This window comes from Asticcacaulis sp. AC466 (genome assembly GCF_000495815.1).
In the GTDB taxonomy this organism is placed as follows: domain Bacteria; phylum Pseudomonadota; class Alphaproteobacteria; order Caulobacterales; family Caulobacteraceae; genus Asticcacaulis.
The window spans coordinates 240,318-266,769 of sequence record NZ_AWGE01000001.1 but is presented as its reverse complement, the minus strand read 5'-3'; the positions used below and the strand labels follow the sequence as shown (position 1 = coordinate 266,769).

Below are 26,452 nucleotides of genomic sequence, written 5' to 3'. Positions count from 1 at the left end.
GTGAGCGCTACCACAACGGCCTATAGAGCCGCATCACGCGTATCCCGAATAATGCCACCTAAATGAGGAGACCATAGGTCATGACCACCAAGGGCAATCTGATTAACGGCGAATGGGTCGTCACGGAAAAGACGTTCAACGACATCAACCCGTCCGACACCAACGACATCATCGGCACCTATGCCGTCGCCGGCGAATCCGAAGTCAACGCCGCCGTCAAGGCTGCCCGCGACGCCTTCGAAACCTGGCAGTATTCGACGCCGCAGCAGCGTTTCGACGTGCTCGACAATGCCGGTACGGAAATCCTGGCCCGCAAGGCCGAACTGGGCGCGCTTCTGTCGCGCGAAGAAGGCAAGACCCTGCCCGAAGGCATCGGCGAAGTCACCCGCGCCGGCCACATCTTCAAGTTTTTCGCGGGCGAAGCCCTGCGCGCGCACGGCGAAGTGCTTGATTCGGTTCGTCCCGGCGTAAAGGTCGAAATCACCCGTGAGCCGGTCGGCGTCATCGGCTTGATCTGCCCCTGGAACTTCCCCATCGCCATTCCGGCGTGGAAGATGGCCCCCGCCATCGCCTTCGGCAACACGGTTGTCTTCAAGCCCGCCGAACTCACCCCGGCCTGCGCCTGGGAACTGGCCGACATTCTGAACCGCGCCGGCCTGCCCAAGGGCGTGCTGAACATGGTGTTCGCCCGTGGTTCGGTCGCCGGTCCGCTGATGATCGACGGCTGCGACGCCATTTCCTTCACCGGCTCGGTGCCGACGGGTACGCGCGTCCGTGACCAGGCGGTCGCCAAGGGCAAGCGCGTCCAGTGCGAAATGGGCGGCAAGAACCCGGTTGTCGTCCTTGACGATGCCGACCTCGACAACGCCGTCAATTCGGTGCTGAACTCGTCCTTCTTCTCCTCCGGTCACCGCTGCACCGCCTCTTCGCGGATTATTGTCACCGAAGGCATCGCCGATATCTTCGTGGCCCGGCTGGCCGAAGCCGCCAAGGCGATCAAGGTGGGTGACTCCCGCGCTGACGGCGTCCAGATGGGCCCAATCGCTAGCCAGGAACAACTCAACATCGCCCGTGACGCCGTTGCCAAGGCCAAGGCCGAAGGCGGCGCTATCGTCGCTGGCGGTGAAGACCTCACCTTCGGGACGCCGGGCTATTATTACGCTCCGACCCTGATCGACAAGACGACCCCGGACATGGCGATCAACAAAGAAGAAGTCTTCGGCCCCATTGCCTCTGTCATCCGCGTCAAGGATCTGGAAGAAGCCATCAAAGTTGCCAACGACACGGAAATGGGCCTGTCGGCCGGTATCTGCACCAAGTCGCTCAAGTCGGCGGAAACTTTCAAGCGCCGCATCCAGGCCGGTATGGTCATGGTCAACCTGCCGACCGCCGGCGTTGACTACCACGTCCCGTTCGGCGGCCGTAAGGCCAGCTCCTTCGGCCCACGCGAACAAGGCGCCTATGCCAAGGAATTCTACACCATCGTCAAGACGGCCTATCAATTGCCAGTCTAGTCAATTGGCAGCCTAGGTGCTGTATAATCCGTACACGGAAAATGAAAAGCGGCTCCTTACGGAGCCGCTTTTTTGTTAGGCACTCAATAAACGCCTTAGTCGCCGATTGGCTGACCTTCCGGAGCGCCGCGCCCCAGGCGATCGGGCAGCGCCTGCGCCTCCGGCACGAAGTCCATGGCGACCGAGTTGAGGCAATAGCGCAGGCCCGTTGGACGCGGCCCGTCTTCGAAGACGTGACCAAGGTGGGAGTCACAACGGGCGCAGCGGATTTCGATGCGGACCATGCCATGCGACCGATCGGCGATATTGCGAATATGGTCGGGGGCGATGCCCTGATAAAAGCTGGGCCAGCCCGATCCCGAATGGAACTTGGCGTGACTGTCGAATAACGGCAGGTCGCACAGATTGCAGATATAGGTGCCTTCATCCTCATACTCGTCGAACTTGCCGCAAAATGGCGGCTCGGTACCGTGGTCAAGCAGGATGCGGCGCGCTTCGGGATCCAGGCGCGCGGCCAGGTCCTCAATCTGTTGCGGCGTAGGCGGTGTCAGGTCGAAACCCAAGCTGGATTTGCTCATAGGACGCTCCTTCATAGGCCCCTATATACGGTCTCTTCGCCCCACCAGTTACGGGTATCACGAAATTTTTTACGGAAAGCCGCCCACTCCGCCGCCGTCTGCTCGAAAATATGCAGATCGTGGCGAATGCTGTCCTTTAGCGCATGGTCTTTCAGCACACCGACATGGCGATAGCCGTTGAACGCCTGGGCACGGACCGTGCGGTCATTCCAGTCGACAACATGATTGACCAGCTTGTGCAGCCCCATGGTGAAGAAGGCATGATTGAGCGTGCCTACGAAGTTGTAGGCGGTCAGTTCTTTCGGCGCCGAACTGTCACCAATATAGACACCGATTTCGCCGATGCTCGACCGCTTGTCGGTGACGGTGATCGACGCATAGCCAACGTCGCGACCCTCAATCTGAATAACACAATGCTCGTAGTCATCGCGCGCATTGCACGCCGCGATCCACTGCTCCTGACGCGCGATGTCATAGGGCACATCGGTCAGCATGTATTTGGTGATATGCGGGGCCGTGCGCCAGTCCAATAACAAGCGGGCATCACCGGGTACGACCGGTCGGTAGGACAGGAACTCATACATTTTTCATTACCTCCACAATGCGTTTGGGCCCATTTCCGTCGACCACGGCATGCGCGTGGTGCGCTATATTGGCGCGGCGGGCTGGGTCATCCATGAGTTGTTTGATTTCACGCGCCAAATCGTCCGGCAAGCCCGCGCGGACATCGATGACCGGATACTGGCAGGCTTTTAGGGCCGACGCCTGGTTGTCGTAGACGACCAAAACGAGCGCCGGCAAGCCCATGGCTGCCATCTCGCCGACACTGCCACCGGCCGCCGTCAGCACCAAGGACGCGCCACGCAGCGCTTGCGCAACACTGGCCGGATTTTGCACAACGGAGACCACGTTTAACTCTTGTTCCAACCTCATCAGATCGGCGGTATGGATATTTGCCGGCCCGGCAATAATTCGGATCGGCGTATCCGGCAGCGTCTCACGCAAGAGGCGCGCGCATCGGCCACTCAGTTGCAGCGGATCGCTGCCGCCGAACAGTATTGCAATGAAGCCGTCATCGCATGCCTCATCGCCATGCTGCAAAAACTCCTTCCGGATCAAGGCATAATCGGCACCGAGGCATAGCCGCGCCGAGGTCTTGCGTTCATAGTCAGTCCGACGCGCCGCTTGCGCGGGATTGATGATCAGATCGCAATCATAGCGCGCCAAGGCGTTCATATCGTCGATCACTGCCACACGGGCGGCGTGAGTCTGGAGCGTCAGATAGTCTTCCGTCACCTGATAGCTGTCGATCAGCAGCCAGCCTCGGTCGCGGGAGAGGTTCAGCGCGCCCGTGGCCATGAAGTCCGCCGCCGAGCCGGGGGAGCCGCCGACCGCCACTCCCGCAGCACCAATTTCATCCAACCGCGCCGCCGCGGCATCGCCCAATTCATTGAGCAGGAAGGTCACGGGGATGCCCTGTGCACGCGCCGTTTCGGCAATGGCGAAACAGCGCATGAAATGGCCCATGCCGATCTGGGGTGATGCCTCGGTACGGATCAACAGCCGCATGTCTGGAGCACTTTCCGAAGAGTGTGACGCACTTTTCGGATTAAAAAGTGCGTAAAAATAAAATTCTAGGCCACCCGTATGATGTCGTGGCAGACCGGCGACGGCGTTTGCCATACGGTCGTCGCCCAGGACCAGCCGACACCGAAACCGCACAGCAAAAGCGACAGGTCAGGCCGCGGCGCTACCCGGTTCAGATGGTCGCATATCGCCAGGGGAATGGAGGTGGACGAGGTGTTGCCGAAGTCGCGTATGGCATAGACCAGCTGATCCTCCCGCGCCTTGATCTTTTGCCCCAAGGTCTTGAGCATCATGGCGTTGGCCTGATGCAGGATGATGTGATCGATGTCGCCGATGTCACGTCCGGCCGCCGCCAGGGCGCGGGCGATCGACGGCGCGACCTGCTTCAGGGAAAAGGCCATGACCTGGGTGCCGTCCATGAATAGCTCAGGCTTCCCCGGCGCCGCCAGCCCGCCGGTTTTTGATATCAGGTAGGGCGCTCCCGAGCCATCTGACCCGAGGTCGAAGGCGATGTGTCCGCCGTCGTCCAGTTCCAGCGCTGTCACCGCCACGGCATCGCCGAACAACGGCGCCAGAGACCGGTTGGACTCCGAAATCATGCGTGTGGTGATATCGCCCGAGACAAGCAGGGCGCGGGTAATACCGCCTGACTGCATCATCGCATTGGCGACGGACAGGCCGTAACCGTAACCGGAACAGCCCAGCGCCAGATCGAAGGTCGCCGTATGCATGCCCAGCTTCAGACGGTTTTGCAGGATACAGGCCGTTGACGGCAGAGGATAATCCGGCGTCTGAGTAATGACGATCAACAGACCGATACTGGCGCGGTCCCAGCCCAGCCTGTCAATAAGTTGCGCCGCCGCCGCCTCGCCCAGATCGCTGACTGTATGATGGGTCGATACCGGTCGCCGTTCGATGCCGGTCACCGACATGATCTTGGCCATGGCGTCCACGCCAAAGGTTATCCCTAAGTCGGCGTTTTCGCTGACCGTCTCCGGTAAGGCGGTGACAATGCCACAAAGTTTCGGGGCGCGGGTGGAAAAGGTGACCATCAATGCGCTCGTTTCATGAGGTGAGGCCGCCATCGACGACAAGCGTCTGGCCCGTGATAAAGCCGGCCTCTTCCGACACCAGAAAGCGCACGAGATGGACGACATCGGCCAGTTCGCACAGGCGGTTAAGCGGCGTACGGCGCACGATCTGGTCCAGTTGCCGGTCGTCCAGCCCTTCTGACAGGGCAGTTTTCATATAGCCCGGCGCAACCGAATTTACCGTGATGCCAACACGGCCGACTTCGCGCGCCAGGGCGCGGGAAAAGCCATCAAGCCCAGCTTTCGACGCTGCATAGGCCGTCAGACCGGTATAACCGCGCAGACCCGTAATCGACGAAATATTAATCACGCGCCCCGGTTTGCGCGTCTTCATCATTTGACGCAAGGCGGACCGGGTCAGACAGATGGCGCCCGTCAGATTGACCTGAAGGACCTGCTCGATATCGCTGACCGGCAAGGTCGAGAGAATGCCTTCGACCGACATGCCTGCATTATTCACCACGCCCCACAGGCGCTGGCCGGCGAACGCCGTCGTGGCGGCGGAGACGAAGCCCTCAATGGCCTGTGTATCGGCCATATCGACCGCCTGCCACAGGAACTTATCGCCGTGAACCGCCTTGAGGGCCTCCAGGTCATCGCCAAAGGTCGTGCTGCACCCCGCCACGCCATAACCCTGCGCCAGCAGGTCACGCGCCAGGGCCAGGCCCAATCCGCGGCTGACGCCACTCACGATCAGCCATCTGTGGTCGGTAGTCATGACACCCTCGATTTCTTGCCCGTCGCGCCCACATCGATATGCGTGACAAAACGCAGACTGACCGGGCGCTGCGCACGCGGCAGGGTTTGCAAGTGTGCCTTGATTTGCGCTTCGGCCAAATCGGAATCTGGTTTGAGCACGATATCGGCGACCAGAACGTGTCCGGTCACCGGATTGGGACGGGCCGACACGCGCGCCTCCTGGACGATGGGCAAGGTCAGCAGATGAGCCTCGACCATCTCAGGATAGACCTTCACCCCCCCTATATTGACCATGGCATCGATCCGCCCCTTGAACAGGACGCGACCGTCGGTCACTTCGATCACATCGCCGGTATCGCGCCCCCGGACGGCCAGTGTGCCCCGATCGGTCAGCGTCAGGTCGCCGCTGAGCCAATCACGCGGAAAGCCCGCCTTGCCATCGCGGACGGAAAACACCGTGCCGGCCTCGGTAGTGGCATAGATGTGGCGCAGGGCGGCGTCGGGAAAACGCATCCGCAGGATATCGAGCAAGGTCTGATCGGACGCCTCGCCGCCCAAGGTGAGGCTTTTCAGGGACACAGGACGCGATCCCAGCGCCATGACAAAGGCACGCCAGAAGGTCGGCGTTCCGGAGATATGTGTAACATTTGTTCTAACCGCCAGATCGGCCATATCCGCCACGGACGCATCCAACGCCGGCACGATCAGCACATGCGGCCCGGCCATGGCGGACAAGATGACCTGAACCCCGGCAAAGCTGCCCGGATTGAACGTCAGGAGCCAGCGGGCGGTATCACCCAGCGTGCCCGGAGCGATGCGGGCACTCAAGGTTTCGCGGTCGTGGCCGACCCATTTCGGGATGCCGGTTGTACCGGAGGTTTGCAACCAGACCCGTCCTGCATCCGTATCCACTAACGGCGGCGGCGCTGATGCATCGCGCAAAACATAGAGGTCGCCTTCGGCGGCAAGGCCGGCAATCAGGTCGCGCACAGGGCTTTGCCTGATGTCGATAAGGGACGCCGAACGCGGCACAATATCCGCCCCGGACGTAGCCGTTTCGCCCTCGATCAGCTGAAAATGGGGATCGAGGCGCATGATTTAGCCGCCGAACAGTGCGGCCAGTTCGCCCGCCGTATGGAAAAGAACGAAACCATCGGCAAAAGGCGTCAGGCCCGTTTTTTCTTCGAGCACAACCACCAAGGTCGCCAAGTCGAGGCTATCGATATCCAGCGGCCCGTTCAGCAGGGGCGTGTCGGCGGCGATTTCGCCCGTCTCGGCCCCCTTGTCGGCCAGGATTTGCGTCAGTTCCTCGCGGATCAGGTCAAGAGCGGACATGGGACAGGAATTCCTTCAGATGGGCGACGACGACGGCAGGATCTTCCATATGCGGCAGATGCCCCGCGCCGGGAACAAGGTGAAATGGGGCTGATTTCGGCAGGCGACTGGCGTCCGGCACCGGAATGAGGCGGTCATGGTCGCCCCACAAAATTTGGATCGGACAGCGGACACGGGACCAGTCGAACCCTTCGGGCGATAAGGCCAGCCCGTAGGCCTTGGCGTTGCCCAGAAGGGCCGTCAGCGCGGCTGAGCGTATCGGATCGCTCGCGGCGGCCTGTAGCGATGCCGCGACGGATACGGCGATGTTGCGCCCGCGCGGCCCTAGCAAATGATCGGCCAGGGCCGAAGCCGCCTGAGGCGTACCGGCGGCCAGAAAGGCGTCAAGGCTGTCGTGGTGGAAGTCACCGCCCAGTCCGGCCGGCGATATCAGGGACAGGGAGCGAACGCGCTCACCGTAAGCCAACGCATATCCGAGGGCGATTTTTGCCCCCATCGAGTGGCCGACCATGTGGGCAGTACGAATGTCGAGCACGTCCAGCGCCTCATCAAGCCAGCCGGTCATAAAGCCCAGGGTGGCATCGCCCGCGTCGGCGGCGCTGCGCCCATGACCGGGCAGATCGATGGCGATCAGGCGATGGCTGGCGGCCAGCGGCACTAGACACAATTGCCAGGTCAAAAGATCGGCGCCGAAGCCGTGAAGGAAAACGACCGGTTCGCCCGCCGGATTGCCCATTTCAAGGTAGCCGAGCGCGCCATGGCCATGACGGTCGCTGACCGACAGGCTGATCTTGCGGCGCGGACGCGGCAGGGGCGCATTCATGCCAGGAAGCCCCCATCGACCGTCAGGATCGAACCGGTGATCCAGCGCGACGTGTCGGCGAGCAAAAAGGCGATGGCGGCGGCGACGTCGTCAGGTTGCCCAAGACCCAGGGGATGCATATCGACGACGCGTTTGAAATTGTCTTCCGACAGGATGCTGCGGAACTGGTCAGACATGGGCGTATCGACCATGGCCGGGGCCACGGCGTTGACGCGCACGCCATCGCGGACCAGTTCGACGCCCAGCCCTTTGACCGCTGAGACAATGCCGCCCTTGGACGCAGCATAGACGACGTTACCCGGCGCGGTTTTCAACGCCGCCGATGACGAGCAATAGACCAGAGACGCTGGCACACCATGACAGGCCTTGAGGCGGAAGCCTTGCGCCAGCATCAGGGCCGCGCCCAGGTTTTGGCTCAGAACCTCCATAACGAAGTCCGGCTTGATTGCCTGAATCGGACGCGTGGCTTGCACGCCGGCGCAATGGGCTATCCCGTTAAGCGGGCCGATTTCGGCGCACAATGCCTTGAGCCAGGGCACGATGGCCTCTAGGTCGGACAGGTCGAACAGGCGCCCAATATGCCCCTCGCCTTGAAGCTGGCCCAGGACGTCGGTTAGCCGGTCTTGGTTGCGGCCGGACGCCACGATACGGGCGCCGAGGCGCGACAGATATATGGCCGTCGCCTTGCCGATGCCGCTGGTCGCCCCGGTGACCAGAATGGTGCGGCCTGCCAGTGACATGGGGTTAAAAAGGTGAGAATCAGTCGACATAGAGGCCCTCCGTGTCCTGCGCCGCCATGCGCGCGGCATAGGCCGTCTGGAAATGGGCAATGCGGCCTTCAAGCTCACCCAACAGGGGCGGCCGCCCCGGCGGCGCCTCACGCGTGCCCGCCTGAGCCAGGGCGCAGATGTCACGGTCTTCGTTGCGGACCTGTTCTGAGAAAGCTTTCAGGCTGTCAACCACCAGGCCGCGGGCGGCGCGGCCGTTGTTTTTCGCCAGCCAGGACGTGGAATTGATGCGCAGGGTCTGCGGTCCAGTCGGGTCGAAGGTCTGGAAAGTCAGGAAGGCCCCGTAAGAGAAGGTGACGACAATATTGGGGAAGATGAGGAAATTGCCGTATTGCGGGTAACGGTCCGACGGCTCAAGCTTAATGCTTTTGGCGACATTGCCCCACCACTTCAGCGACCGCTCCTTGAGATTACCGACATAGCGGCTGTGTTCGGCATCGACGGATATTTTCAGATCGATGCTTAGGATCAGGCCGAAGCTGTCGGCATGGACGAGGGGGACGTGATAGCCTTCGGCGGCATTGTCCATGCCCAGCTTCCAGTTGGCATCCCAATCGTAGCTTGCCTGTTCGAAACAGTCGGGGCAGACCTCGCTGACATGTTTCAGATCGTCGTAAAAGCTGCCGAGAAAGGTCGCCAGATCCGGCCCTTCGGAACTCATCCGTACAAAGACGAAATGACCGACGGTTTCCAGAGCGTAGCTGTGGAGGGCCAGCGCCTCCTTGTCCGCCGCATCCAAGCCAAAGCTCTGGGCATTGAGCGGGATGCCTATGGGCTTGCCCGCCGCATCATAGGTCCAGCCATGATACGGGCATTGCAGCACGCGATTGCCCTTGCCGCACTGAATGCGTGAAAAGCGATGCGAACAGACATTGCGGAAAGCCTTCAGCTCACCGTTAAAATTCTGCACCACAATGGAATTGGGACCAATCTGGGCGGTGATGAAGTCCTTGTCGCCCTGCAAATCCTGGGTAAAGCCCACGCACAACCATGACGGCTTGAAAATGCGCTCAATCTCTTCGGCCAGCACGTCTTCGCGCCAGTAATGGTCCGCAGGAATACGGCCAAGGCGATCCTGGTAGGTCATCAGGCGAGTTCCACCACTTGCGGCGCCGGCATTGGCCCCACCGTCATCTTGATGGCGCTCCATGACCAGCCCACGCCGAAGCCCATCATGACGAGGCTTTGCGGCGTCTCGAACCTGTCCGACAGGCGCGCGGCTATGGTCAGAGGGATTGAGGCGGAGGAGGTATTGCCGAAGGTCTCCATGGCAATGGGCACCTTGTCCTCGGGCAGGCCTGACTTCTTGCGCAGGTGATTGAGCATGAAGAGATTGGCCTGGTGGAACAGAACGTAATCGACATCGTCTATGGTCGTATTGGCCGTTTCCAATATGCCCTTGACCAGGAGTGGCACATTTTTCAGCGTGAAATTGAACACCTCGGTGCCGTTCAAGTGCAGGCGCGATTTGCGATACAGTTCTTCTGCGCGTTCAGGACTGTGCGGCTCCTTCGGCGGCAGTAACGGGTGCTTCAAACCGCCGGCCTCGATCAGGATATGCTGGGCGCCAGATCCATCGGTACCGAAGACGCCGAACATATCATCCGCCTTCGGATCAATTTCCAGGGCTGTGGCCGAACCGGCATCACCGAACAGCGGGATGGTGGCCCGGTCGCCTTCCATCAACTTCGATGTCGATACGTCTCCGGCCAGCACCAGGGCGCGCGCCGGACGGCCGGCGACCTTGAGTGTCTGCATCAGCGAAGCGGCGGTCCACAGGCCGTAGGCATAGCCCGAACAGCCGAGATTGATGTCGAAGGCCAGGCATGACCCAAGCCCCAGGCGCGATTGCAGGGCGCAGGCCGTGGCGGGAATAACGTAATCGGCACTTTGCGTCACCATGATCAACACGTCGATGGTATCGCGTGCCCAGCCCAGTTCATCGAGCAGGCCGTCGGCGGCCTTTTGACACAGGTCGGAGGTCAGGATGCCGGGACGTGCGACATGGCGCGACCGCACGCCGATAGATCCCATCAGGCGCTCACGTTCAGCTTCATCCGGGATGATGTTTTCCGCCGCCAAGTCGCGCGTTTCGGCAGGTACGCAGGCACGGATCCCCCGCAAACTCACGCCCTTCATCATCGCTTCGGTCATGACCAAATCCTCAAACGCTCAACAGGTTCGGTGATTCGCGGCGTAATCACCAATCACAACCCTGCGCACCAAGAATTTAAGGGAATATTGACGGATTCACCCTTTTCCTTAACCCAGGAACATCATGTGGAGTACACCATGGACAAGCCCGCTTTTTTTGCCGCCGTCGCCGAAATTCTGGAAGCCGATCCGGCCGGCCTGACCGGCGAAGAACAGGTAAACGATATCGGCAACTGGGACAGCCTGTCGGTCATCTCCTTCGTCGCCATGGTTGACTCGGATATGGATCAGATCGTCGATGCAGAAAAACTGAAAGACGCAAAGACGTTGAACGACCTGGCCGCGCTCGTCGGCCTCTAGGCACATGCTTAGGCCGCAGGATCGCCGAGGGACGCGCGTCCTGACATGAAAGCCGTCGCCATCATCCCGGCGCGCGGCGGTTCGAAACGGATTCCGCGCAAGAACATCAAGCCGTTTTTCGGCAAGCCCATGATCGCCTATTCCATCGAGGCGGCGCTTGAGTCGGGCCTGTTCGACGCGGTGGTCGTATCGACAGACGATGCGGAGATTGCCGAGGTCGCACGGACCTATGGCGCCGAAACCCCTTTCATCCGCCCCCCCGAGCTGGCCAATGACCATGCCGGAACCGGTTCAGTCGTCGTCCATGCCCTGAACTGGTTCGCAACGAACGGCACCCCCTACGATGCCGCCTGCTGCATCTATGCCACGGCGCCGCTTCTCGACCCCGCCCGGCTGAAAGAAGGATGGGACAGGCTCCAGGGCAAGCGGTTCGCTTTTTCCGTCACCTCCTACGCCTTTCCGATACAGCGTGCGCTGCGCCAGACACCCGACGGCAGCGTCGACATGTTCTGGCCCGAAAACCTCACAAAGCGGTCCCAGGATCTGGAACCCGCCTATCATGACGCGGCGCAATTCTATTGGGGCTGGACCGACGCCTGGCTGAACGGGGAGATCACCTTCTCACCGATTTCCGCACCGGTTATCCTGCCGCGCACAGAAGTGGTCGATATTGACACGCCCGAAGACTGGGATGTCGCCGAGCTGACATACAAGGTGTTGAAATCCCGCGCCTGAGAGGTGTACCGTTGCCAATTCAACCAAAGGGGCGACGGTCATGATTTCCAGGCGTTTGTTATTGTCAGGCATAGCGGCCTGCACCGCGACGCCGGCGGCGCTCCTGTCCACGGCCGCTTGGGCGGGAGAGCCTGTCTCGCTGTCGGCAAATGCCAAACCCATCGGCGCCGATGAACGCCTCACCCGTATCGCCAAGCTGCAAGGCCTGATGCAGGCCCAGAAGATCGATGCCCTGATCGTCGAAAGCGGGCCATCGCTCGACTATTTCACCGGCGTGCGGTGGGGACGGTCGGAGCGGGTGACGGCGGCGGTCCTGCCTGCGCAAGGCCAGGCGATCATCGTCACGCCCGCCTTCGAAGAGCCGTCCGTGCGCGAAAGCCTTTTGATAGAGGCGCAGGTACGCCCCTGGAATGAGGCCGATAACCCGGAGGCCGTCATGGTTCAGGCCCTCCAGGAGCGCGGGTTGGTTTCGGGCGTCATCGCCATCGAGCCAACGACGCGCTTCTTCATCGTAGATGGCCTGAGGCAGGTTTCCAGCGCCGGTCGGGTGGTCTCAGGCGCGGCACTGGTCAATGCCTGCCGCCAGATCAAATCGCCTGCCGAATTGGCCCTCATGCAGACGGCCAACAATATTACCCTGGCCGCCCTGCGTCATACCCATGGCGAAGTCAGGGCCGGCATGACCGGCAAGGATATTGCCGCCATCATGAACGCGGCGACCGTGGCCTTGGGCGGCGCGCCGGAATTCGCCCTGACCTTGATCAACGAAGCCAGCGCATATCCGCATGGTTCAAAGCAGGTCCAGACGGTGCGTGAAGGCTCGGTCATACTGATGGATTGCGGATGCGCGGTGAATGGCTACGAATCGGATATCTCTCGCACCTGGATATTCGGTGAGCCCTCCGCCCGGCAACGTCAGGTATGGAATACCGTGCGGCGCGGCCAGGAGATAGCCCTCGAAACCGCAAAGGTCGGTGTACCCGTAGGCCATATCGACGACGCCGTGCGCGCCTATTATGAAAAGGAAGGCTGGGGGCCAGGTTATCGCCTACCCGGGCTATCGCACCGCACCGGTCACGGCATCGGCATGGAAGGCCACGAATCGCCATACCTGGTCCACAGCGACCTGACCCCGCTCCAACCCGGCATGTGTTTTTCCGATGAACCGGGCCTCTATATCCCCGGCGAGTTCGGCATCCGGCTCGAAGATTGCTGGTACATGACGGTTAACGGGCCAAAACTGTTTTCTCCGCTGGCGAAATCGATCGACGACCCGATTTAAAGCAAAATATGAGAGCTATGAGGCGGCTCAACCGAGTCGACGAATGCTGTAGGAATCCGTTTCAATATTCGGTGTCGCCGCTGGCGCCGGGGAAGCCGGGTAACGCCAACCGGTAACGAATGGCCGCCGCGCGCAAGATGAAGGCGGCAAAGAAAGCCACAATCGCCGCCGGCCAAAAGGACAGCCCCATCAGGGTCAGGCAGACGAATGCGCCCGCCCCCAGAAGGGCCGCTGTGACATAGATTTCCCGCGTCATGAGGAGGTTGGGCTCACCCGCCAATACATCCCGAATGATGCCGCCGAAACAGGTGGTGAGCACGCCCATGATCATGGCTGAAAACGGATGGACGCCGAGATTGAGCGCCTTCGCGGTGCCCACAACGGCATAGGCCGCCAGACCGATGGCATCGAGCCACAGAAGCGCCCGAAACCGCCAGCCTCGCTTACCCGTCACCCAGACGATGACGGCGGCAATGAGACAGACAATGATATAGCCGGGCCGCTGAACCCAGAAGACCGGCGCACCGATCAGCACATCACGCAACGTACCGCCGCCAACGCCGGTAATGGCCGCGAAAAAGGCGAAGGTGATGATGTCCTGCTTGCGCCGCGCGGCAGCCAGCGCGCCGGATGCACCAAAAACGGCGACGGCGGCGTAATCAAGCCAGTAAAAGGCGGTTTGCAGGGCATCCATGCGCCTGCGTTAGCATGGACGTCGGCGACTTTGGAAGGGGAAACGGTCTACCAGCGGCGACCGAAACCGTAGCTGTAGCCGAAACCGCTGTGCCAGCCTCTGTCCCAGCGCGGTTCACGGTAATAGCGATGATAATGCCCGTAAACCGGCTCGGAGGAAAAGAAAACGGTCGTATAGCCGCTTGGCGGCGGTGGCGGGGCATAATAACCGTCGTCATAGGCATAATAGGCCTGCTCATAGCAGTCGACGCTGTTATCACCCACGGCAGAGCCAAGCATGGTGCCCACCATGGCCCCGCCTATGGTGTTGCCGCCACGATCCCAGCGATTGGATAGGCCATTGCCGATGACGCCGCCCAGAACCGCACCGACAATCGTGCCGGTCGTACGGGCGCTCGACTTGCGCTGATAACAATACCCGACGGGCTCGCGGCCGGGGGGCGGCAATCCGCTATCTCTTGCCATGTCTCTGGCCTGATCCGCGCGGCCACGGTCATAGGCCTGGCGCAGTTCAGCCTGGCTGTAAGGACGCATCTCCGGCTGCGCATCTCCGCGCGTTGCCTGGTGCGAGTCGGTCGGTGTCGTTTGGGCTAGCACAGGTTGGGCCAGCATAACGGCGACACTGGCAATCAGGCAGGCCTTGGATATCCGGTTTTTCATAGTGACGCTCTACTCCACGCTATGTGAAAACCATACCACAAAATTATGTCCGGCGCATGGCCTGGGGCTTGACGATTTAAGCCACTAAGCCCAGCTATGGACCAGGAGTATGACATGTCTGAAACCAAAGCCGTCCTCGCCCTTCACAGCGCCTATCGCGACGACATCGGCGATTTGGTAACGCGACGACCGGTCCCCAGCCAGCGTCTGAATAATATCGGCGCCTTCCTGTTCCTCAATCACCATGGCCCGCAAACCTACCGCCCCGGCAATCGTGGGCTGCCGTTCGGTCCGCATCCGCATCGCGGCTTTGAAACCGTGACCTTCATCCTCGAGGGCGACCTGGCGCACCGCGATACCGGGGGGCACGAAAGCATCATCCACGCCGGCGGCGTCCAATGGATGACGGCGGGTAGCGGCCTGGTGCATGCCGAAGTCTCGCCCGAAGCCTTCAAACGGGCGGGCGGTCCGATGGAGATTCTTCAGCTCTGGGTCAACCTGCCGTCCCGCCTTAAAATGACGCCACCGCGCTATACCGGCGTGCAGCAGGATCAGATCCCAGCCATCCAAGGCGACGGCGTGACCCTGCATCTTGTCTCCGGCGAATGGAGCGGGCAGACCGGCCCCGTGAACTCGCTGACCGGTGTGTTCATGACCTGGCTGGACATGACGCCCGGCAGCCGCATTCGATTCGATCACCTCGAAGACCGCGATGTCTTTTTCTATGTCGTGCGCGGCAATGTGGCCGTCAACGGCGCCGACGCACCGCATTGGAACCTGGTTGAATTCGGCCCCGGCGGTCTGATCGATATCGAAGCCGTGACGGATAGCGTCATCCTGTTCGGCCATGCCGAACCGATCAACGAGCCGATCGTGGCGCATGGTCCGTTCGTGATGAATACGGGGCAGGAAATCCATGACGCCTATGCCGACTATCAGGCCGGGAAGTTCGGCAATCCGGCGGATATAGGCTAGGCGATCATCTCATCGCTCAGCGGTTCGCCGCGCGACAGATCGCGGCTGGCGACCTTCCCCACCACATCCCATAGCCGCGACGGCGGCAAGCCCAGACCCGGACGGATCGAGCGGACATTGTCATGGGTGAAGGCCTCGCCCCGCCTGACGTCCCTGACGACATAGAGGGAACGGCGGAAGGTCTTGGAGCCCTGCTCAGTGCCTAGGGTGTCAAAATGCACCCGGCCCAGCGCTTTCCAGGCGTCCTTGCAATCACGAACCAGCGCTGAAAATTCGGCCGGCTCCAGCGAGAAACTCGAATCCGGGCCGCCATCGGCGCGCGCCAATGTAAAGTGTTTTTCGATCACTGCACCGCCCAGCGCGATTGCCGCCACGGAGGCACCGACGCCATGGGTATGGTCGGACAGACCCGGCACGCAACCATAACGTTCGCCCAGGGCCGGAACCGTGCGCACATTGGCATCGGCGATATCGGCGGGATAGTTGGAGACGCAATGCAGCAGGATAATCTCCCCCGAACCGAACTTGCGCGCCGTCTGTACCGCCGCGTCGATTTCGCGGTCATTGGCCATGCCCGTCGACATGATCATCGGCTTGCCCTGTTGCGCCACATAGGCGACCAGAGGCAGGTCAACCAGTTCGAAAGACGCGATCTTGTAAGCGGGAGCCCCCAAAGATTCGAGCAGATCGACAGCGGTATTGTCAAAGGGCGATGAGAAGATCGTCACCCCACGCGCCCTTGCCCGCTCGAACAGAGCCGGGTGCCAATCCCACGGGGTATGGGCCTCCTGGTACAGGTCGTAAAGGGCCCGGCCATCCCAGGGACCGCCATGGATGAAGAATTCCGGCCGATCCGATTTCAGAGTTATTGTGTCGGCGGTATAGGTCTGAAGCTTGATGGCGTCGCAACCGGTGTCGGCGGCGGCATCGATCATGGTCAGGGCGCGATCGAGCGAGCCATTATGATTGCCCGACAGTTCGCAGATGATATAGGGCTCATGATCGGCGCCGATCTTGCGGCCGGCAATGGTAACGTCAAGGCTCATAATACTTCACTCAAGGCGCTTATGACCCGGACCGGGTCTTCGTCGCTCATTTCCGCATAAAGCGGTAAAGAAAGCGTGCCCTGATAGAAGGCGTCAGCACCAGGCAGGTCGCGTTTGCCCAATGCGTGACGTTGCCAATAGGGCTGGCGGTGAACCGGAATATAGTGCACCTGACTGCCTATGCCGCGGTCGCGCAGACCGGCCATCACGCGGGCCCGGGTCGTGCCCAGGGCGGCAAAGTCGATATTGACGGCAAACAGGTGAAAGACCGTATCGTCGCCCGATTGCATCCAGCTTACGGGAATATTCGATTGATCCAGCGCCGCCTGATAGGCGCGCACCAGCGCCTTGCGGCGGGCGGCAAATTCCGGCAGGCGCTTTAATTGCGACAGGCCCAGCGCACAGTTGATATCGGGCAGGCGATAATTGTAGCCCAGGCATTGCTGTTCGTAGACCCAAGGCCCCACATCGCCTTCGCCTTCATAATGCAGGCCGACAAAATGATCCGGGTCGCGTTCGATGCCGTGACTGCGCAGGGTACGCAGACGCGCCGCCAGAACGGGATCGTTCGTCGTCACCGCGCCCCCCTCTCCTGTCGTCAACGTCTTGACCGGGTGAAACGAAAAGCAGGCCATGTTGGAGGATTGGCAGCTACCGACTGGGCCTTGGGGTCCGACAGTGCCAATGGCATGGCAGGCGTCTTCGATGATAAAGGCGCCATATTCATCACATACCGTGCGCAGGTGACGCAAATCGACCGGCCGGCCGGCATAATGGACCGGAATGACACCGGCGAAGCGATGGCCATGATAGTCGCGGGCAATGATATTAAGCGCCTCGTCAAAGCTGTCGTCCGTGATCAGGCCGGTCACCGGATCGACATCGGCAAAGACCACTTCGGCGCCGCAATAGGCGACACAATTGGCGCTGGCGGCGAAGGTGATGGCCGGGACGATGACCACGCAGCATTTCGACAATTGTTCGCTCATCACCGCCAGATGCAGCGCCGCCGTGCCGTTCGATACAACGACCGCTTCTGCGGCGCCAACCGCTTCGGCCAAGGCTTTTTCAAAACGCTCGACCAACGGGCCGGTTGTCAGGAAATCGGAGCGCAGGGCATCCGCGACGGCGGCGATGTCGGCTTCGCTGATAGACTGGCGGCCATAGGGCAGAAAGGTCATGGGGCCTCGCACACGAAAAATCGCCTCACCCCAGATAGGCTTTCATCATATCGCGGATACCGGCCGCGTCCAGACGCTCCGGGTTGATATCGCTGGCATAATAGAAATCTTCGGCCACCTTCTTGATGCCACGCACCTTGGAGAAGCTCTTGCGGGTATATTCAACGAACTCCGGCTCAATGACATAGCGGTCGTCCAGCTCATAGGTTGAGCGCGCATCATCGGCGGAAATCATCATCTCGTGCAATTTCTCGCCGGGGCGGATGCCGACGACCTTATGCTGCGCTTCGGGCGCCAGGGCAGTAGCCAGGTCGGTGACCAGGGTCGCGGGAATTTTCGGCACAAAGATTTCGCCGCCTTGGGTCAGTTCCAGGCAGGAGAGGACGAAGGCGACGCCCTGATCGAGCGATATCCAGAAGCGCGTCATGCGCGGGTCGGTGATCGGCAACTCCGTCGCACCCTTGGCCAGCAGGCGCTGGAAGAAGGGGACCACCGAACCACGCGAGCCTACGACATTGCCGTAGCGGACGACGCAAAAGCGCGAACCAATGTCGCCGGCCATGTTATTGGCGGCGACGAAGATCTTGTCCGAAGCCAGCTTGGTCGCGCCATACAGGTTGATGGGGGAACAGGCCTTGTCGGTTGACAGCGCCACCACGCGTTGGACGCGAGCGGAGAAGGCGGCAGCCACAACATTTTCCGCGCCGTTGATATTGGTAGCGATGCATTCCGACGGGTTGTATTCGGCGGCAGGCACCTGCTTGAGAGCGGCCGCATGAATGACGATGTCGACGCCGCGGAAGGCCAGTTTCAAACGTTCACGATCACGCACGTCGCCAAGGAAGAACCTTAATTTTGATATCTTCGCCTTATCGAAGCGCTCTTCCAGTTCGCCGCGCATCTCGTATTGCTTGAGTTCGTCGCGCGACAGGATGATGACCTTGCGCGGATCATGGTGCTCAAGCAAGGTCTGCGTCATGCGACGACCGAAAGAACCTGTGCCGCCGGTGATCAGGACAACCTTGCCCTTGACCGGGTCGGTTTGCGGCGAAAAATCACGATAGGTCATGGCGATCCGTGCACTCAAAGCCGGACGCATCTCGCCCGTGGGTGGCATCTTGCCCACGGGCGGTTAAAGTCACGTTAAGTAAATCTACGCCCGCAGCGGTCAGCCGCCGCCATAGCCGCCGATCACCGGCAGGACCTCGCCCGTAACGTAGGACGACATCTGTGGCGATGCCAGGAAGACATAGGCCGGTGCGATCTCCTCAGGCTGGGCGGGGCGCTTCATCGGCGTCTGGGCGCCAAACTCAGCGACGTCCTCCGGAGACTTGTCGGCGGGGTTGAGCGGCGTCCAGACCGGCCCCGGCGCCACGCAATTGACGCGGATACCCTTTTCGACCAACTGCCCGGCCAGAGAGCGCGTAAAGGCGTGAATGCCCCCCTTGGTCATCGAATAGTCGATGAGCATGGGGCTGCCTTCGATACCCGTGACCGATCCGGTATTGACGATGGCGCCGCCATTAGGGATGTGTTCCGCCGCCGCCTGCGCCATGTGAAAATAGCCGTAGAGGTTGGTCTTCACGGTCCGGTCGAACTGTTCTTCGCTCAAGTCCGCAAATTTGGCGTGAAGCTGGAATGCAGCGTTGTTGACAAGGATATCAAGCTTGCCCAGGCGCGCGACGGTTTGGGCCACAGCATCCCGGCAAAACTGACGGTCGGCGACATCTCCGGCAATCAACAGGCATCTTTGTCCTTCGGCCTCGACCAGGCTTCGGGTCAGTTCGGCGTCTTCGTGTTCGTCCAGAAAGACGATGGCGACATCCGCCCCTTCACGGGCGTAGAGGATGGAAACGGAGCGACCGATACCGGAGTCGCCTCCCGTGATCAGGGCCACCTTGCCTTCGAGCTTGCCAGACCCGCGATAGTAGGGCGCGTCACAGAGAGGTTGCAGTACCATACCCGCTTCATTGCCGGGCTTATCGAGGGTTTGCATCGGCAGGGGCGGCTCGGGATATATCCGCGCCCCGGCCTGCATGGCGGACTTGGATTCGCCCTCTGACTTCCTCTTGTCGGTTTGTCGTCGTTCTGCCTGGAGGGCGCGCTGGATGGCGACGGTGTCTTCCGCCTCCTCCTCATACTCGAGCGGTGTCATGGTCGGACCTTGCGATAGCGTGGAGCCCCTGCCCCGCCGCCATTACAGCCGCCGCATCATCAAAAATCGATAGGGACCAGACGGCGCGACACGTCGTTCAACGCCTGAGGGATAAGATGCCAGGGCTCGACAAAGTAGCGTTCGAACAGACGTTTCGGTTCATGAAGAAACCGCACCAGCCACTCTATACCCAGTCGCCCGGTCCAGCGCGGCGGCGTGTAGATGACACCGGCCTCGTAGTCGAACGCCGCTCCGACCGGCAGGATAACGCAATCCGGCAGACGGTCGAGATTGGCCAATATCCAGGTTTCCTGACGCGGCATGCCCATGCCAACCAGCAGAACATCAGGCTTTTTAGCCGCCAGATCCGCCAGCAAGGCCTCGTTTTCCGCGCCCCCTATGTCAAAGAAGCCGGTATGCAGGTCGAGATGCACATCGGGATAGCGGTTGAGAATCGCCGCTTTCGAGCGGTCGTTATGCGCCGCCTCGCCGCCGATATGATAGACGCGCCAGCCATTAACCTGAGCACGCGCCCAGAAATCTTCGCGATAATCAAGATAGGTGACCCGATGCTGCCGCGACACCGGAAGTCCCATAAGACGGCCCCAGGCAATCATCGGCGTCGAATCAATTTCGATCAGATCCGCCTTGGCGTAAAAGGCGCGCATGTCGGCCCGCTTCTGAAACAGATACAGGCTATGCAGATTATGGTTGGCCACGATGGCGCGCTCACCGGCGACCACCTTGGCGCCGACAAACTCCATTACGCAAGTCGGGGTCACCGCATCGACCTCGGCCCCCAAAAGCGAAAAGCGCTTATAAGGTGGATCCTCAGTCAGGCTGTCGTGAAAAACGAATTGGCGGCATGTGTCCATACCGCCAATCCTACTCAGTTAGTTTTGAGAAACCCTCAAAGGACAGGGTTAATGCCCGCTCAGTTTTCAACCACCGGGCGCAGGGTGATTTCGACACGGCGATTCTTGGCGCGGCCTTCGGGCGTGCTATTGGTCGCGATCGGCTGACGCTTGCCCATGCCGGCGACGTAGATGCGTTCGGCCTTGACCTTACGGGCAACGAGATACCCCGCTGTCGCATTGGCGCGGCGCTCTGACAGGTCGAGATTGTAGGCATCTGAACCCTGGCCGTCGGCGTGACCAACCACGTCGATATAGGTCGATGGATATTGATTGAGGATGGTGGCAACATCATCCAGCACCGGCAGGAAGGAGCCGGCGATGTCGGCACTGCCCGAAGAGAAGGTGACGTCGGACGGCAGATTGAGGACGATATCATTGCCACGGCGGGTAACGTAGACGCCGCGCGTTTCCAGTTCGGCGCGCAAATCTTTCTGCTGTCGATCCATGTAGGCGCCGACACCCGCACCCGCCAAAGCACCGATACCCGCACCGATAACGGCGTTCTTGCGGCGCTGGTCATTGTTTGACAGGGCGCCGACGCCGGCACCGACCGCCGCGCCGATCAGAGCGCCTGTCTTGGTGTTGCTGCGTGTCTTGACACCGTTGGACGTATCAATGGTCTCACAGCCGGTCAGAAGGAAAGCGATACCGGTCACCGCCAAAATGGCGCTTCGGCCGGAAATATTCAGTTTGGGCATATTTAATACAGGCATTATTGTAGACTCCTCAGATGCTGTTGGTCCCGATCAAGGGCCCTATTTGCGGGTCCGATCTCAGGCCACTACCTCCACTTATGCCAGAGGCAGGGTAAGGGCGTTGACCGGAACGCAGTAAAAACTCGTTAGAATCCCATAAGGCCATCCGCCGATTCCGAGGGGCCGTAGAGGATATGTATACTGGCTTACGACTTTGACTTTGAACACAACATGAAGACGCCGATATGACGTGTGGTCATGTCTGTTTGCAGCGCCATACCGTCTTAGTTTCCGGCGCCATCGTCAGGTAGGTCTGGGACAGGGTACGCACGCGGGCCAGGTTATTGGCAAGCGCCGCAAGCGCACCAGCATTGCTGTGCGTGGAACAACGCAAAGTGCCCAGCGCCTTCATCTGGTTATTGAAATTAGTATATTGGACCGGGTCTAGCCGGTAATCATAACGGGTGAAGACCTGACCGTCGGCGGAAAATTCCATCCGCGCCGCCACAGGATTGGCTTCGCCCATTGCAAAACGCAGCAGGGAGCCGTTCGGTTGACGCTCATACGGCGTACGTCCATTGACGCAGGCATGGACGGAGTCAAATTCGAACTCGATCGGCCCCGCTCCGCTTAGCGGATTAGGCGAGGCGGTGGGGTCGATGGCGCAGGACATCTTCACCGTGACAGCTTCTGCCACAGGGGCGGCGACCTTCGGTTTGCTGAGGCGACGATAGATGTCGCGATCCTTGATCAGGAACCACGCAACGACAATGACGATAACGGCGGCCAAGGCGATCCAGCCCCAGGGTATCGGATGCTTGATGCCCGGCACCTTGACTGGCGGCGGTGCGCGCAGTTCGATACGGTGGCGAACGCGCTCCGGCTTGACGCGTTCGACCGGCGCTTCGTCGAAGGCTGTCGGGGCATCGGGCTCACGTGAGCGGTGGATTTCGGCACGGTGGCGGATTTCGCGGCGAATGATCAGGCCGATAAGAATCAGGACCAGGACGGACAGGACCACCATGGCGCCCAGTTGCAGACGCTCCATCAGGGCGCGATCGGCTTCGGCCTTTTTCTGCTCGACAAGGCGCTGAACCTGGGCCTCCGCAGCGGCGGACAGCACCTTGGAGAGCGCGTCGTCCTTAACGATCTCGTCCTCGCTCTTGGCATAGCATGGCGTGCTGACGATCTCCGGCGATATACCGGCCGAGCTGAGGAAGGTATTCAACGCCGAAACGTGGGTGGCGACGAACTGGCCCGCCGAGATATCCAGGTTACCCCCTGCTGACAGGGTCGACGGCGCGGTCCAGGTATTGACGCCAACGACCTGGCCGCATTCGTTCAGCAGCGGACCGCCGGAATTGCCGTGATTGATCGGCGCGGTGTGAAACAGGGTTTCGACGCGACTGCCGTCCGGATTGGTGGCGGCGAACAGGGCGATGGACCCTTGCGTCACGTAGGCGTCCGCCGGTTCGAGAAGCGCCGTGCCCGACCGGTTAAGCAGGTGATCCGTTACGTCGGGATAGCCCATCGAAACCACGCGCTCATTCTTGTAAGGCGTGAGGAAGAGTTTCAGGGGCGGAATTTTGAGGTTCGGTGCAGACAGCAGGACCAGATCGCCCTGGATCCAGGACTTCATCAGCTGTACCGGCTGATATCCGGCCCCGGAGTCCTTGTGCGGGACGATATAGATATCAGCGCTCGAAGCCTCAGGCGGCACCTGGACGACGTGGTAATTGGTGACGATATAGCCTGGTGCGACGACAAATCCCGAGCCCATGCCGACCGTATCGAGCGGCACGCCGCCATAGCCGCGATAGACGACCAGCACACGAACCACCGATTGTTCGGAAGCCTTCAGCGCCTTCGTCGAATTAACGGGCTGAAAATCGGGGTCGGACAATTGCGACAGACTGGACGAATTGGCATCCTGCGCAAAGGCGGGAGACATATCAACGGGCAGACACAGAAGACCGGCAGCCAGAAGCCCGAGGCCTATCCCCTTCATCCGTTGAACCAGACCCGCGCCCATACCCGCAAACAATCCCAAATCCGCCTTGGCAACACAAAACACCGCGTCCTCTGGCGAGTCGCGTTCATATCAAGCGGTCATAGACGAGTTCTCGTTAAAAATCATCCCCTGCGGGAAGGTTAATGCGGGCTGTGGGATTTTAGGCGCGCCGCGATGAGTTTGACCCGAAAAAGTACTCCCACTTTGTCGGGAAGCGCTCTAATATCCTCGGTAACTTTTACCCTAGATCGCCGAAAGTACGCTCTGTGCCCGACACTGCCCCCGTTTCCGCCATTCCTCCCGTCCCGCTCGCGCTTTACGACAGCGACTTTAATGCGTTTTCGCAGAGCTTGGGTGCGGCGTTCGAGCGTTATGGCTTCGCGGTGCTGGGTGGGCACGGCCTGGACCCGGTTTTACTGGACCGCGCCCTTTCGGCAACCAAGGCCTTTTTTGCCCTGCCCGAAGACGTCAAGCGCCAATATCACGCGGCATCCGGCGGCGGACAGCGCGGCTATACGCCGTTCGGCATAGAAACTGCCAAGGGTCACGTTCATCACGACCTTAAGGAATTCTGGCATATCGGGCGCGAACTGCCCGTGGGGCACCCATATACGCCATTTATGCCGCAAAACGTATGGCCGTTGGAAATTGCCGATTTCCATGACAGCACCTATGCGCTCTATGAGGCCCTCGATCAGTTGGGCAAGAAGGTGTTGCGCGCCATCGCTGTCTATCTCGATCTGGCGCCGGATTTTTTCGATGCCCCGGTCAAGGAAGGCAACAGCGTCCTGCGCCTTCTGCACTATCCGCCGGTCACGACGCCCGGTGAATCGGTGCGTGCCGGCGCCCATGGCGACATCAACGTCATTACGTTGCTGCTGGGGGCCGAGGAACCCGGCCTGCAACTGCTCGACCGCGATGACCAGTGGCTGCCCATCACCCCACCGGCAGATTGCATCGTCTGCAATATCGGAGACATGCTGTCGCGCCTGACCAATGGTGTCCTGCCATCGACTCAGCATCGCGTCATCAACCCGGCGGAAGCGCGCAAGGATTATCCGCGCTATTCGACGCCATTCTTCCTGCATTTCGAGCCGCCCTATCTGATCGAAACCCTAACGAACTGCATCACACCGGATCATCCGGACCTGGGGGCACAGCCGATCACGGCGCAGGACTTCCTGATGCAGCGCCTGCGCGAGATCAAACTGGTTTAGCGCAACGGATTTTAGCACTCAGCGTCACGCCACCTTCGCCAGCCACATCTCGAACGCTTTTTTGCGATGCCGGCTCAACGGCAGACGCAACCCGGTGGTCAATTCGACCTGATTGTCCTTGTAATCTTGGACCGCCCCGTCATGGATCCAGTGCGAACGGTGTATTTGAAACCCGTCCTTGAGAAGCTCTACCGCCTCGGTCAAGGTCATATGGATCAGGGCTTCGCCGCGCGCCGTATAGACCCGCAAGTAGTGGTCTTCCGACGACAGGGCCAGCACCGCCGACCGCCGCAATGCAAACGGCAGGCGATGCGCCAATGGATAAACGTCGCCCGTGGCGGGTGGCGTGTCGGCCTGCAATAGTCGGCTGCCACGCATCAGGGCCGCGACCACGATGGCAGCCTGCACGGCCAGGGTGAGAAACAGGTTCTGCCAGATCAGGTCGATAAAGCCGACATGCGGCAGGGCCCGCGGCCCAAAGACGTGCAGGGATGCCCACACAATTGCCGCCGATGGTACGGCCAGGGACACATCAAAGAGAAGCGACGCCCACAACGGCCAATGACCGGCAAAGAAATGCCGCGCCAGGCGATAGGCGCCTTCCATAATCATCCACCCGATGATCATGAAGCACAGGGCGAAGTGGGCGCACCTCTCCCAGAAGCCCATGCTGGTATAGCTACCGAACGGCCCGGCGAGCGCCAGCAGGAGGCCCAGACAGGGCAGGACGACGAGCGCCTTCCATGATCGGCGCGGCGAATAGCGGAAGATGAGAAAGCGAAAAATATCCATTGGCGAAATTTTGCGACCATCGGCGAAACCCCGCAAGACTAGGGCGCTCAGCATACCTAAGCAAGCCGGGTCACTTCAACGGGGATCCCGATGCTGAAATTTCTTATCCGCGCCTCTATCGCAATACCGCTCCTGCTCATCGCCGCTATCGCCGGCACGCTTGCCTTCACGGCGCCCAAAACACCCCCGGCCATAGCGGCGGTTGAAAAGGCAAACGACCCCTTCGCCGCCTATGCGCGAGCCTTGCCCACCTATCGCTATTTCACGGCCCGCGACGGCACGCGTCTGGCCTATCACTACTATCCGGGCAAACCGGGCGGCGGCGTCGCCGTGGTGGTGCACGGCTCTTCCGGCACCTCCCTGGCCGTGCATGGCCTGGCCACGGCCTATGCAGCAAGCGGCATTACCGTCTATGCGCCCGATCTGCGCGGTCACGGCATGAGCCCCGGTCCCAATGGTCGATTGGGCGATGTTGTCTATCGTGGCCAGTATGAAGACGATCTGGCCGACCTGGCCGACCTTATCCAGCGCGAGCACCCCGGCGAAAAGCGCCTGCTGGTCGGTCACTCCATGGGCGGCGCCGTAATTCTGCGCACCGCCGCCAGCCGCTATGCCGGCAATTTCAACGGCTATCTGGCGCTGGCGCCCTTCATTGCGCCCAATACCCCTATGGATCGGCCGGGCGAAGGCGGCTGGACCGTGGTCAGTGTCCCGCGTATTGTCGTATTGAGCATTCTCAATGGATTTGGCATTTCCGCGCTCGACCATCTGAATGTCCTGGCCATGGCGGTGCCGCCGAACGCGCAGCACCGTCCCCGCTTTTACACCCATGCCCTGCTGTCTTCGTCCAACCTGCAACGCCAATGGAAGGCGCAACTGGCGGCCATCCACGCGCCAACCCGCGTCCTGATCGGGGCGAATGACGAACTGTTCCATGCCGAGGCCTATCCACCGGCCTTCAAGGCGGTGAACCCGGCTATACCGGTGACTGTATTACCCGGTCAGGGCCATATGACCCTGATGTTCGACACCAAGGCGCTGGCGGCCGAAACCGACGCCGCCGTAGAAATGCTCAAATAAGGTCCGGGGTGTGGGGTCCTTGCCCCACATCTTCTCTTCAAATAAAAACCCTGGCCTCATGACCAGGGTTTTTATTTGATTAGG

General features: G+C 60.7%; 28 protein-coding genes. 7 read left to right on the top strand and 21 right to left on the bottom strand.

Translation table 11 applies throughout. The features are described 5' to 3' along the window. The first annotated feature begins 80 nt into the window (after positions 1-80). Positions 81-1,514: an aldehyde dehydrogenase family protein gene (locus AEAC466_RS24310; protein ID WP_023456298.1), complete on the top strand. Its 1,434-nt coding sequence runs from the start codon at positions 81-83 to the stop codon at positions 1,512-1,514. A gap of 95 nt (positions 1,515-1,609) precedes the next feature. Here the strand turns inward: AEAC466_RS24310 and msrB are convergent, their stop codons facing one another. From msrB to AEAC466_RS24255, 11 genes are all read right to left on the bottom strand, one after another. Next, complete coding sequence (msrB, locus tag AEAC466_RS24305) at positions 1,610-2,092, bottom strand: peptide-methionine (R)-S-oxide reductase MsrB (RefSeq protein ID WP_023456297.1); 483 nt, start codon at positions 2,090-2,092, stop codon at positions 1,610-1,612. 11 nt (positions 2,093-2,103) lie between these two features. After that, a complete protein-coding gene (locus AEAC466_RS24300; RefSeq protein ID WP_023456296.1) occupies positions 2,104-2,676 on the bottom strand; it encodes a GNAT family N-acetyltransferase in 573 nt (190 codons plus the stop codon). Beyond that, positions 2,669-3,661, bottom strand: a complete 993-nt coding sequence (gene pseG / locus AEAC466_RS24295) for a UDP-2,4-diacetamido-2,4,6-trideoxy-beta-L-altropyranose hydrolase (protein WP_023456295.1) — start codon at positions 3,659-3,661, stop codon at positions 2,669-2,671. Before pseG ends, AEAC466_RS24300 begins: the two co-directional genes overlap by 8 nt. 65 nt (positions 3,662-3,726) lie before the next feature. Next, positions 3,727-4,731 carry a ketoacyl-ACP synthase III gene (locus AEAC466_RS24290; protein WP_031238014.1) on the bottom strand — a complete coding sequence of 335 codons (1,005 nt, stop codon included), beginning with the start codon at positions 4,729-4,731 and terminating at the stop codon, positions 3,727-3,729. 13 nt (positions 4,732-4,744) lie between these two features. Continuing rightward, the gene (locus tag AEAC466_RS24285; protein WP_023456293.1) at positions 4,745-5,488 is read right to left on the bottom strand and encodes an SDR family NAD(P)-dependent oxidoreductase; all 744 of its coding nucleotides are present in this window, start codon (positions 5,486-5,488) and stop codon (positions 4,745-4,747) included. Next, positions 5,485-6,564, bottom strand: a complete 1,080-nt coding sequence (locus AEAC466_RS24280) for an AMP-binding protein (RefSeq protein ID WP_023456292.1) — start codon at positions 6,562-6,564, stop codon at positions 5,485-5,487. Before AEAC466_RS24280 ends, AEAC466_RS24285 begins: the two co-directional genes overlap by 4 nt. A gap of 3 nt (positions 6,565-6,567) precedes the next feature. Next, the gene (locus AEAC466_RS24275) at positions 6,568-6,804 is read right to left on the bottom strand and encodes an acyl carrier protein (protein ID WP_023456291.1); all 237 of its coding nucleotides are present in this window, start codon (positions 6,802-6,804) and stop codon (positions 6,568-6,570) included. Then, entirely contained in the window at positions 6,791-7,627 is an 837-nt protein-coding gene (locus tag AEAC466_RS24270; protein ID WP_023456290.1) for an alpha/beta fold hydrolase, read from the bottom strand. The genes AEAC466_RS24275 and AEAC466_RS24270 overlap by 14 nt, the downstream gene beginning before the upstream one ends. Continuing rightward, a complete protein-coding gene (locus AEAC466_RS24265; RefSeq protein ID WP_023456289.1) occupies positions 7,624-8,397 on the bottom strand; it encodes an SDR family NAD(P)-dependent oxidoreductase in 774 nt (257 codons plus the stop codon). Before AEAC466_RS24265 ends, AEAC466_RS24270 begins: the two co-directional genes overlap by 4 nt. Next, complete coding sequence (locus tag AEAC466_RS24260; RefSeq protein ID WP_235074085.1) at positions 8,387-9,565, bottom strand: aromatic ring-hydroxylating oxygenase subunit alpha; 1,179 nt, start codon at positions 9,563-9,565, stop codon at positions 8,387-8,389. Before AEAC466_RS24260 ends, AEAC466_RS24265 begins: the two co-directional genes overlap by 11 nt. Further along, on the bottom strand, positions 9,502-10,569 hold the full coding sequence (locus AEAC466_RS24255) for a 3-oxoacyl-ACP synthase III family protein (RefSeq protein WP_023456287.1): 1,068 nt from the start codon (positions 10,567-10,569) through the stop codon (positions 9,502-9,504). Before AEAC466_RS24255 ends, AEAC466_RS24260 begins: the two co-directional genes overlap by 64 nt. A gap of 138 nt (positions 10,570-10,707) precedes the next feature. Between AEAC466_RS24255 and AEAC466_RS24250 the strand changes: the two genes are divergently transcribed. From AEAC466_RS24250 to AEAC466_RS24240, 3 genes are read left to right on the top strand one after another with little or no spacing between them, the layout of a single operon-like run. After that, complete coding sequence (locus tag AEAC466_RS24250; RefSeq protein ID WP_023456286.1) at positions 10,708-10,929, top strand: phosphopantetheine-binding protein; 222 nt, start codon at positions 10,708-10,710, stop codon at positions 10,927-10,929. A gap of 45 nt (positions 10,930-10,974) precedes the next feature. Next, the gene (gene pseF / locus AEAC466_RS24245) at positions 10,975-11,664 is read left to right on the top strand and encodes a pseudaminic acid cytidylyltransferase (protein WP_023456285.1); all 690 of its coding nucleotides are present in this window, start codon (positions 10,975-10,977) and stop codon (positions 11,662-11,664) included. Positions 11,665-11,704: 40 nt separating this feature from the next. After that, a complete protein-coding gene (locus AEAC466_RS24240) occupies positions 11,705-12,946 on the top strand; it encodes a M24 family metallopeptidase (RefSeq protein ID WP_023456284.1) in 1,242 nt (413 codons plus the stop codon). 61 nt (positions 12,947-13,007) lie between these two features. On the opposite strand, the gene AEAC466_RS24235 is transcribed toward AEAC466_RS24240, so the two are convergent. Further along, complete coding sequence (locus AEAC466_RS24235; protein WP_023456283.1) at positions 13,008-13,640, bottom strand: trimeric intracellular cation channel family protein; 633 nt, start codon at positions 13,638-13,640, stop codon at positions 13,008-13,010. A gap of 47 nt (positions 13,641-13,687) precedes the next feature. Continuing rightward, positions 13,688-14,299 (bottom strand): glycine zipper 2TM domain-containing protein, encoded by a 612-nt coding sequence (locus tag AEAC466_RS24230; RefSeq protein WP_023456282.1) that lies wholly within the window; start codon positions 14,297-14,299, stop codon positions 13,688-13,690. Between the two features lie 114 nt (positions 14,300-14,413). On the opposite strand from AEAC466_RS24230, the gene AEAC466_RS24225 reads away from it, so the two are divergent. Then, positions 14,414-15,274 carry a pirin family protein gene (locus AEAC466_RS24225; RefSeq protein WP_023456281.1) on the top strand — a complete coding sequence of 287 codons (861 nt, stop codon included), beginning with the start codon at positions 14,414-14,416 and terminating at the stop codon, positions 15,272-15,274. Here the strand turns inward: AEAC466_RS24225 and pseI are convergent. From pseI to AEAC466_RS24190, 7 genes are all read right to left on the bottom strand, one after another. Further along, positions 15,271-16,320 carry a pseudaminic acid synthase gene (gene pseI, locus AEAC466_RS24220; protein ID WP_023456280.1) on the bottom strand — a complete coding sequence of 350 codons (1,050 nt, stop codon included), beginning with the start codon at positions 16,318-16,320 and terminating at the stop codon, positions 15,271-15,273. The two genes, AEAC466_RS24225 and pseI, sit on opposite strands and share 4 nt — an antisense overlap. Then, on the bottom strand, positions 16,317-17,501 hold the full coding sequence (gene pseC / locus AEAC466_RS24215) for a UDP-4-amino-4,6-dideoxy-N-acetyl-beta-L-altrosamine transaminase (RefSeq protein WP_023456279.1): 1,185 nt from the start codon (positions 17,499-17,501) through the stop codon (positions 16,317-16,319). Before pseC ends, pseI begins: the two co-directional genes overlap by 4 nt. A gap of 25 nt (positions 17,502-17,526) precedes the next feature. Continuing rightward, on the bottom strand, positions 17,527-18,570 hold the full coding sequence (gene pseB / locus AEAC466_RS24210) for a UDP-N-acetylglucosamine 4,6-dehydratase (inverting) (protein ID WP_023456278.1): 1,044 nt from the start codon (positions 18,568-18,570) through the stop codon (positions 17,527-17,529). 99 nt (positions 18,571-18,669) lie between these two features. Further along, positions 18,670-19,656, bottom strand: coding sequence for an SDR family oxidoreductase (locus AEAC466_RS24205; protein ID WP_023456277.1), 987 nt, complete (start codon positions 19,654-19,656; stop codon positions 18,670-18,672). Positions 19,657-19,715: 59 nt separating this feature from the next. Further along, positions 19,716-20,531, bottom strand: a complete 816-nt coding sequence (locus AEAC466_RS24200) for a WecB/TagA/CpsF family glycosyltransferase (protein ID WP_023456276.1) — start codon at positions 20,529-20,531, stop codon at positions 19,716-19,718. A gap of 59 nt (positions 20,532-20,590) precedes the next feature. After that, on the bottom strand, positions 20,591-21,286 hold the full coding sequence (locus tag AEAC466_RS24195; protein WP_235074083.1) for an OmpA family protein: 696 nt from the start codon (positions 21,284-21,286) through the stop codon (positions 20,591-20,593). Between the two features lie 238 nt (positions 21,287-21,524). Continuing rightward, complete coding sequence (locus AEAC466_RS24190; protein ID WP_235074080.1) at positions 21,525-23,312, bottom strand: S1 family peptidase; 1,788 nt, start codon at positions 23,310-23,312, stop codon at positions 21,525-21,527. A 233-nt stretch (positions 23,313-23,545) separates the two neighbouring features. On the opposite strand from AEAC466_RS24190, the gene AEAC466_RS24185 reads away from it, so the two are divergent. Continuing rightward, on the top strand, positions 23,546-24,496 hold the full coding sequence (locus AEAC466_RS24185; RefSeq protein WP_023456273.1) for an isopenicillin N synthase family dioxygenase: 951 nt from the start codon (positions 23,546-23,548) through the stop codon (positions 24,494-24,496). A 24-nt stretch (positions 24,497-24,520) separates the two neighbouring features. On the opposite strand, the gene AEAC466_RS43530 is transcribed toward AEAC466_RS24185, so the two are convergent. Continuing rightward, positions 24,521-25,288, bottom strand: coding sequence for a LytTR family DNA-binding domain-containing protein (locus AEAC466_RS43530; RefSeq protein ID WP_162148913.1), 768 nt, complete (start codon positions 25,286-25,288; stop codon positions 24,521-24,523). A 90-nt stretch (positions 25,289-25,378) separates the two neighbouring features. Here AEAC466_RS43530 and AEAC466_RS24175 point away from each other — a divergent pair, with 90 nt between their 5' ends. Continuing rightward, positions 25,379-26,368, top strand: a complete 990-nt coding sequence (locus tag AEAC466_RS24175; protein WP_023456271.1) for an alpha/beta hydrolase — start codon at positions 25,379-25,381, stop codon at positions 26,366-26,368. The last annotated feature ends 84 nt before the right edge of the window (positions 26,369-26,452 follow it).

What these genes read in the sequence shown, in the direction of transcription:
- AEAC466_RS24225 (WP_023456281.1), top strand. Translation starts at nt 14,414, where the DNA reads ATGTCTGAAACCAAAGCCGTCCTCGCCCTTCACAGCGCCTATCGCGAC.
- pseB (WP_023456278.1), bottom strand. Translation starts at nt 18,570, where the DNA reads ATGACCTATCGTGATTTTTCGCCGCAAACCGACCCGGTCAAGGGCAAG.
- AEAC466_RS24230 (WP_023456282.1), bottom strand. Translation starts at nt 14,299, where the DNA reads ATGAAAAACCGGATATCCAAGGCCTGCCTGATTGCCAGTGTCGCCGTT.
- AEAC466_RS24195 (WP_235074083.1), bottom strand. Translation starts at nt 21,286, where the DNA reads ATGCCTGTATTAAATATGCCCAAACTGAATATTTCCGGCCGAAGCGCC.
- msrB (WP_023456297.1), bottom strand. Translation starts at nt 2,092, where the DNA reads ATGAGCAAATCCAGCTTGGGTTTCGACCTGACACCGCCTACGCCGCAA.
- pseI (WP_023456280.1), bottom strand. Translation starts at nt 16,320, where the DNA reads ATGAGCCTTGACGTTACCATTGCCGGCCGCAAGATCGGCGCCGATCAT.
- AEAC466_RS43530 (WP_162148913.1), bottom strand. Translation starts at nt 25,288, where the DNA reads ATGGATATTTTTCGCTTTCTCATCTTCCGCTATTCGCCGCGCCGATCA.
- AEAC466_RS24235 (WP_023456283.1), bottom strand. Translation starts at nt 13,640, where the DNA reads ATGGATGCCCTGCAAACCGCCTTTTACTGGCTTGATTACGCCGCCGTC.
- AEAC466_RS24280 (WP_023456292.1), bottom strand. Translation starts at nt 6,564, where the DNA reads ATGCGCCTCGATCCCCATTTTCAGCTGATCGAGGGCGAAACGGCTACG.
- AEAC466_RS24200 (WP_023456276.1), bottom strand. Translation starts at nt 20,531, where the DNA reads ATGGACACATGCCGCCAATTCGTTTTTCACGACAGCCTGACTGAGGAT.
- AEAC466_RS24205 (WP_023456277.1), bottom strand. Translation starts at nt 19,656, where the DNA reads ATGACACCGCTCGAGTATGAGGAGGAGGCGGAAGACACCGTCGCCATC.
- pseC (WP_023456279.1), bottom strand. Translation starts at nt 17,501, where the DNA reads ATGACCTTTCTGCCCTATGGCCGCCAGTCTATCAGCGAAGCCGACATC.
- pseF (WP_023456285.1), top strand. Translation starts at nt 10,975, where the DNA reads ATGAAAGCCGTCGCCATCATCCCGGCGCGCGGCGGTTCGAAACGGATT.
- AEAC466_RS24265 (WP_023456289.1), bottom strand. Translation starts at nt 8,397, where the DNA reads ATGTCGACTGATTCTCACCTTTTTAACCCCATGTCACTGGCAGGCCGC.
- AEAC466_RS24290 (WP_031238014.1), bottom strand. Translation starts at nt 4,731, where the DNA reads ATGGTCACCTTTTCCACCCGCGCCCCGAAACTTTGTGGCATTGTCACC.
- AEAC466_RS24250 (WP_023456286.1), top strand. Translation starts at nt 10,708, where the DNA reads ATGGACAAGCCCGCTTTTTTTGCCGCCGTCGCCGAAATTCTGGAAGCC.
- AEAC466_RS24270 (WP_023456290.1), bottom strand. Translation starts at nt 7,627, where the DNA reads ATGAATGCGCCCCTGCCGCGTCCGCGCCGCAAGATCAGCCTGTCGGTC.
- AEAC466_RS24260 (WP_235074085.1), bottom strand. Translation starts at nt 9,565, where the DNA reads ATGGAGCGCCATCAAGATGACGGTGGGGCCAATGCCGGCGCCGCAAGT.
- AEAC466_RS24310 (WP_023456298.1), top strand. Translation starts at nt 81, where the DNA reads ATGACCACCAAGGGCAATCTGATTAACGGCGAATGGGTCGTCACGGAA.
- AEAC466_RS24255 (WP_023456287.1), bottom strand. Translation starts at nt 10,569, where the DNA reads ATGACCGAAGCGATGATGAAGGGCGTGAGTTTGCGGGGGATCCGTGCC.
- pseG (WP_023456295.1), bottom strand. Translation starts at nt 3,661, where the DNA reads ATGCGGCTGTTGATCCGTACCGAGGCATCACCCCAGATCGGCATGGGC.
- AEAC466_RS24300 (WP_023456296.1), bottom strand. Translation starts at nt 2,676, where the DNA reads ATGTATGAGTTCCTGTCCTACCGACCGGTCGTACCCGGTGATGCCCGC.
- AEAC466_RS24285 (WP_023456293.1), bottom strand. Translation starts at nt 5,488, where the DNA reads ATGACTACCGACCACAGATGGCTGATCGTGAGTGGCGTCAGCCGCGGA.
- AEAC466_RS24275 (WP_023456291.1), bottom strand. Translation starts at nt 6,804, where the DNA reads ATGTCCGCTCTTGACCTGATCCGCGAGGAACTGACGCAAATCCTGGCC.
- AEAC466_RS24240 (WP_023456284.1), top strand. Translation starts at nt 11,705, where the DNA reads ATGATTTCCAGGCGTTTGTTATTGTCAGGCATAGCGGCCTGCACCGCG.
- AEAC466_RS24175 (WP_023456271.1), top strand. Translation starts at nt 25,379, where the DNA reads ATGCTGAAATTTCTTATCCGCGCCTCTATCGCAATACCGCTCCTGCTC.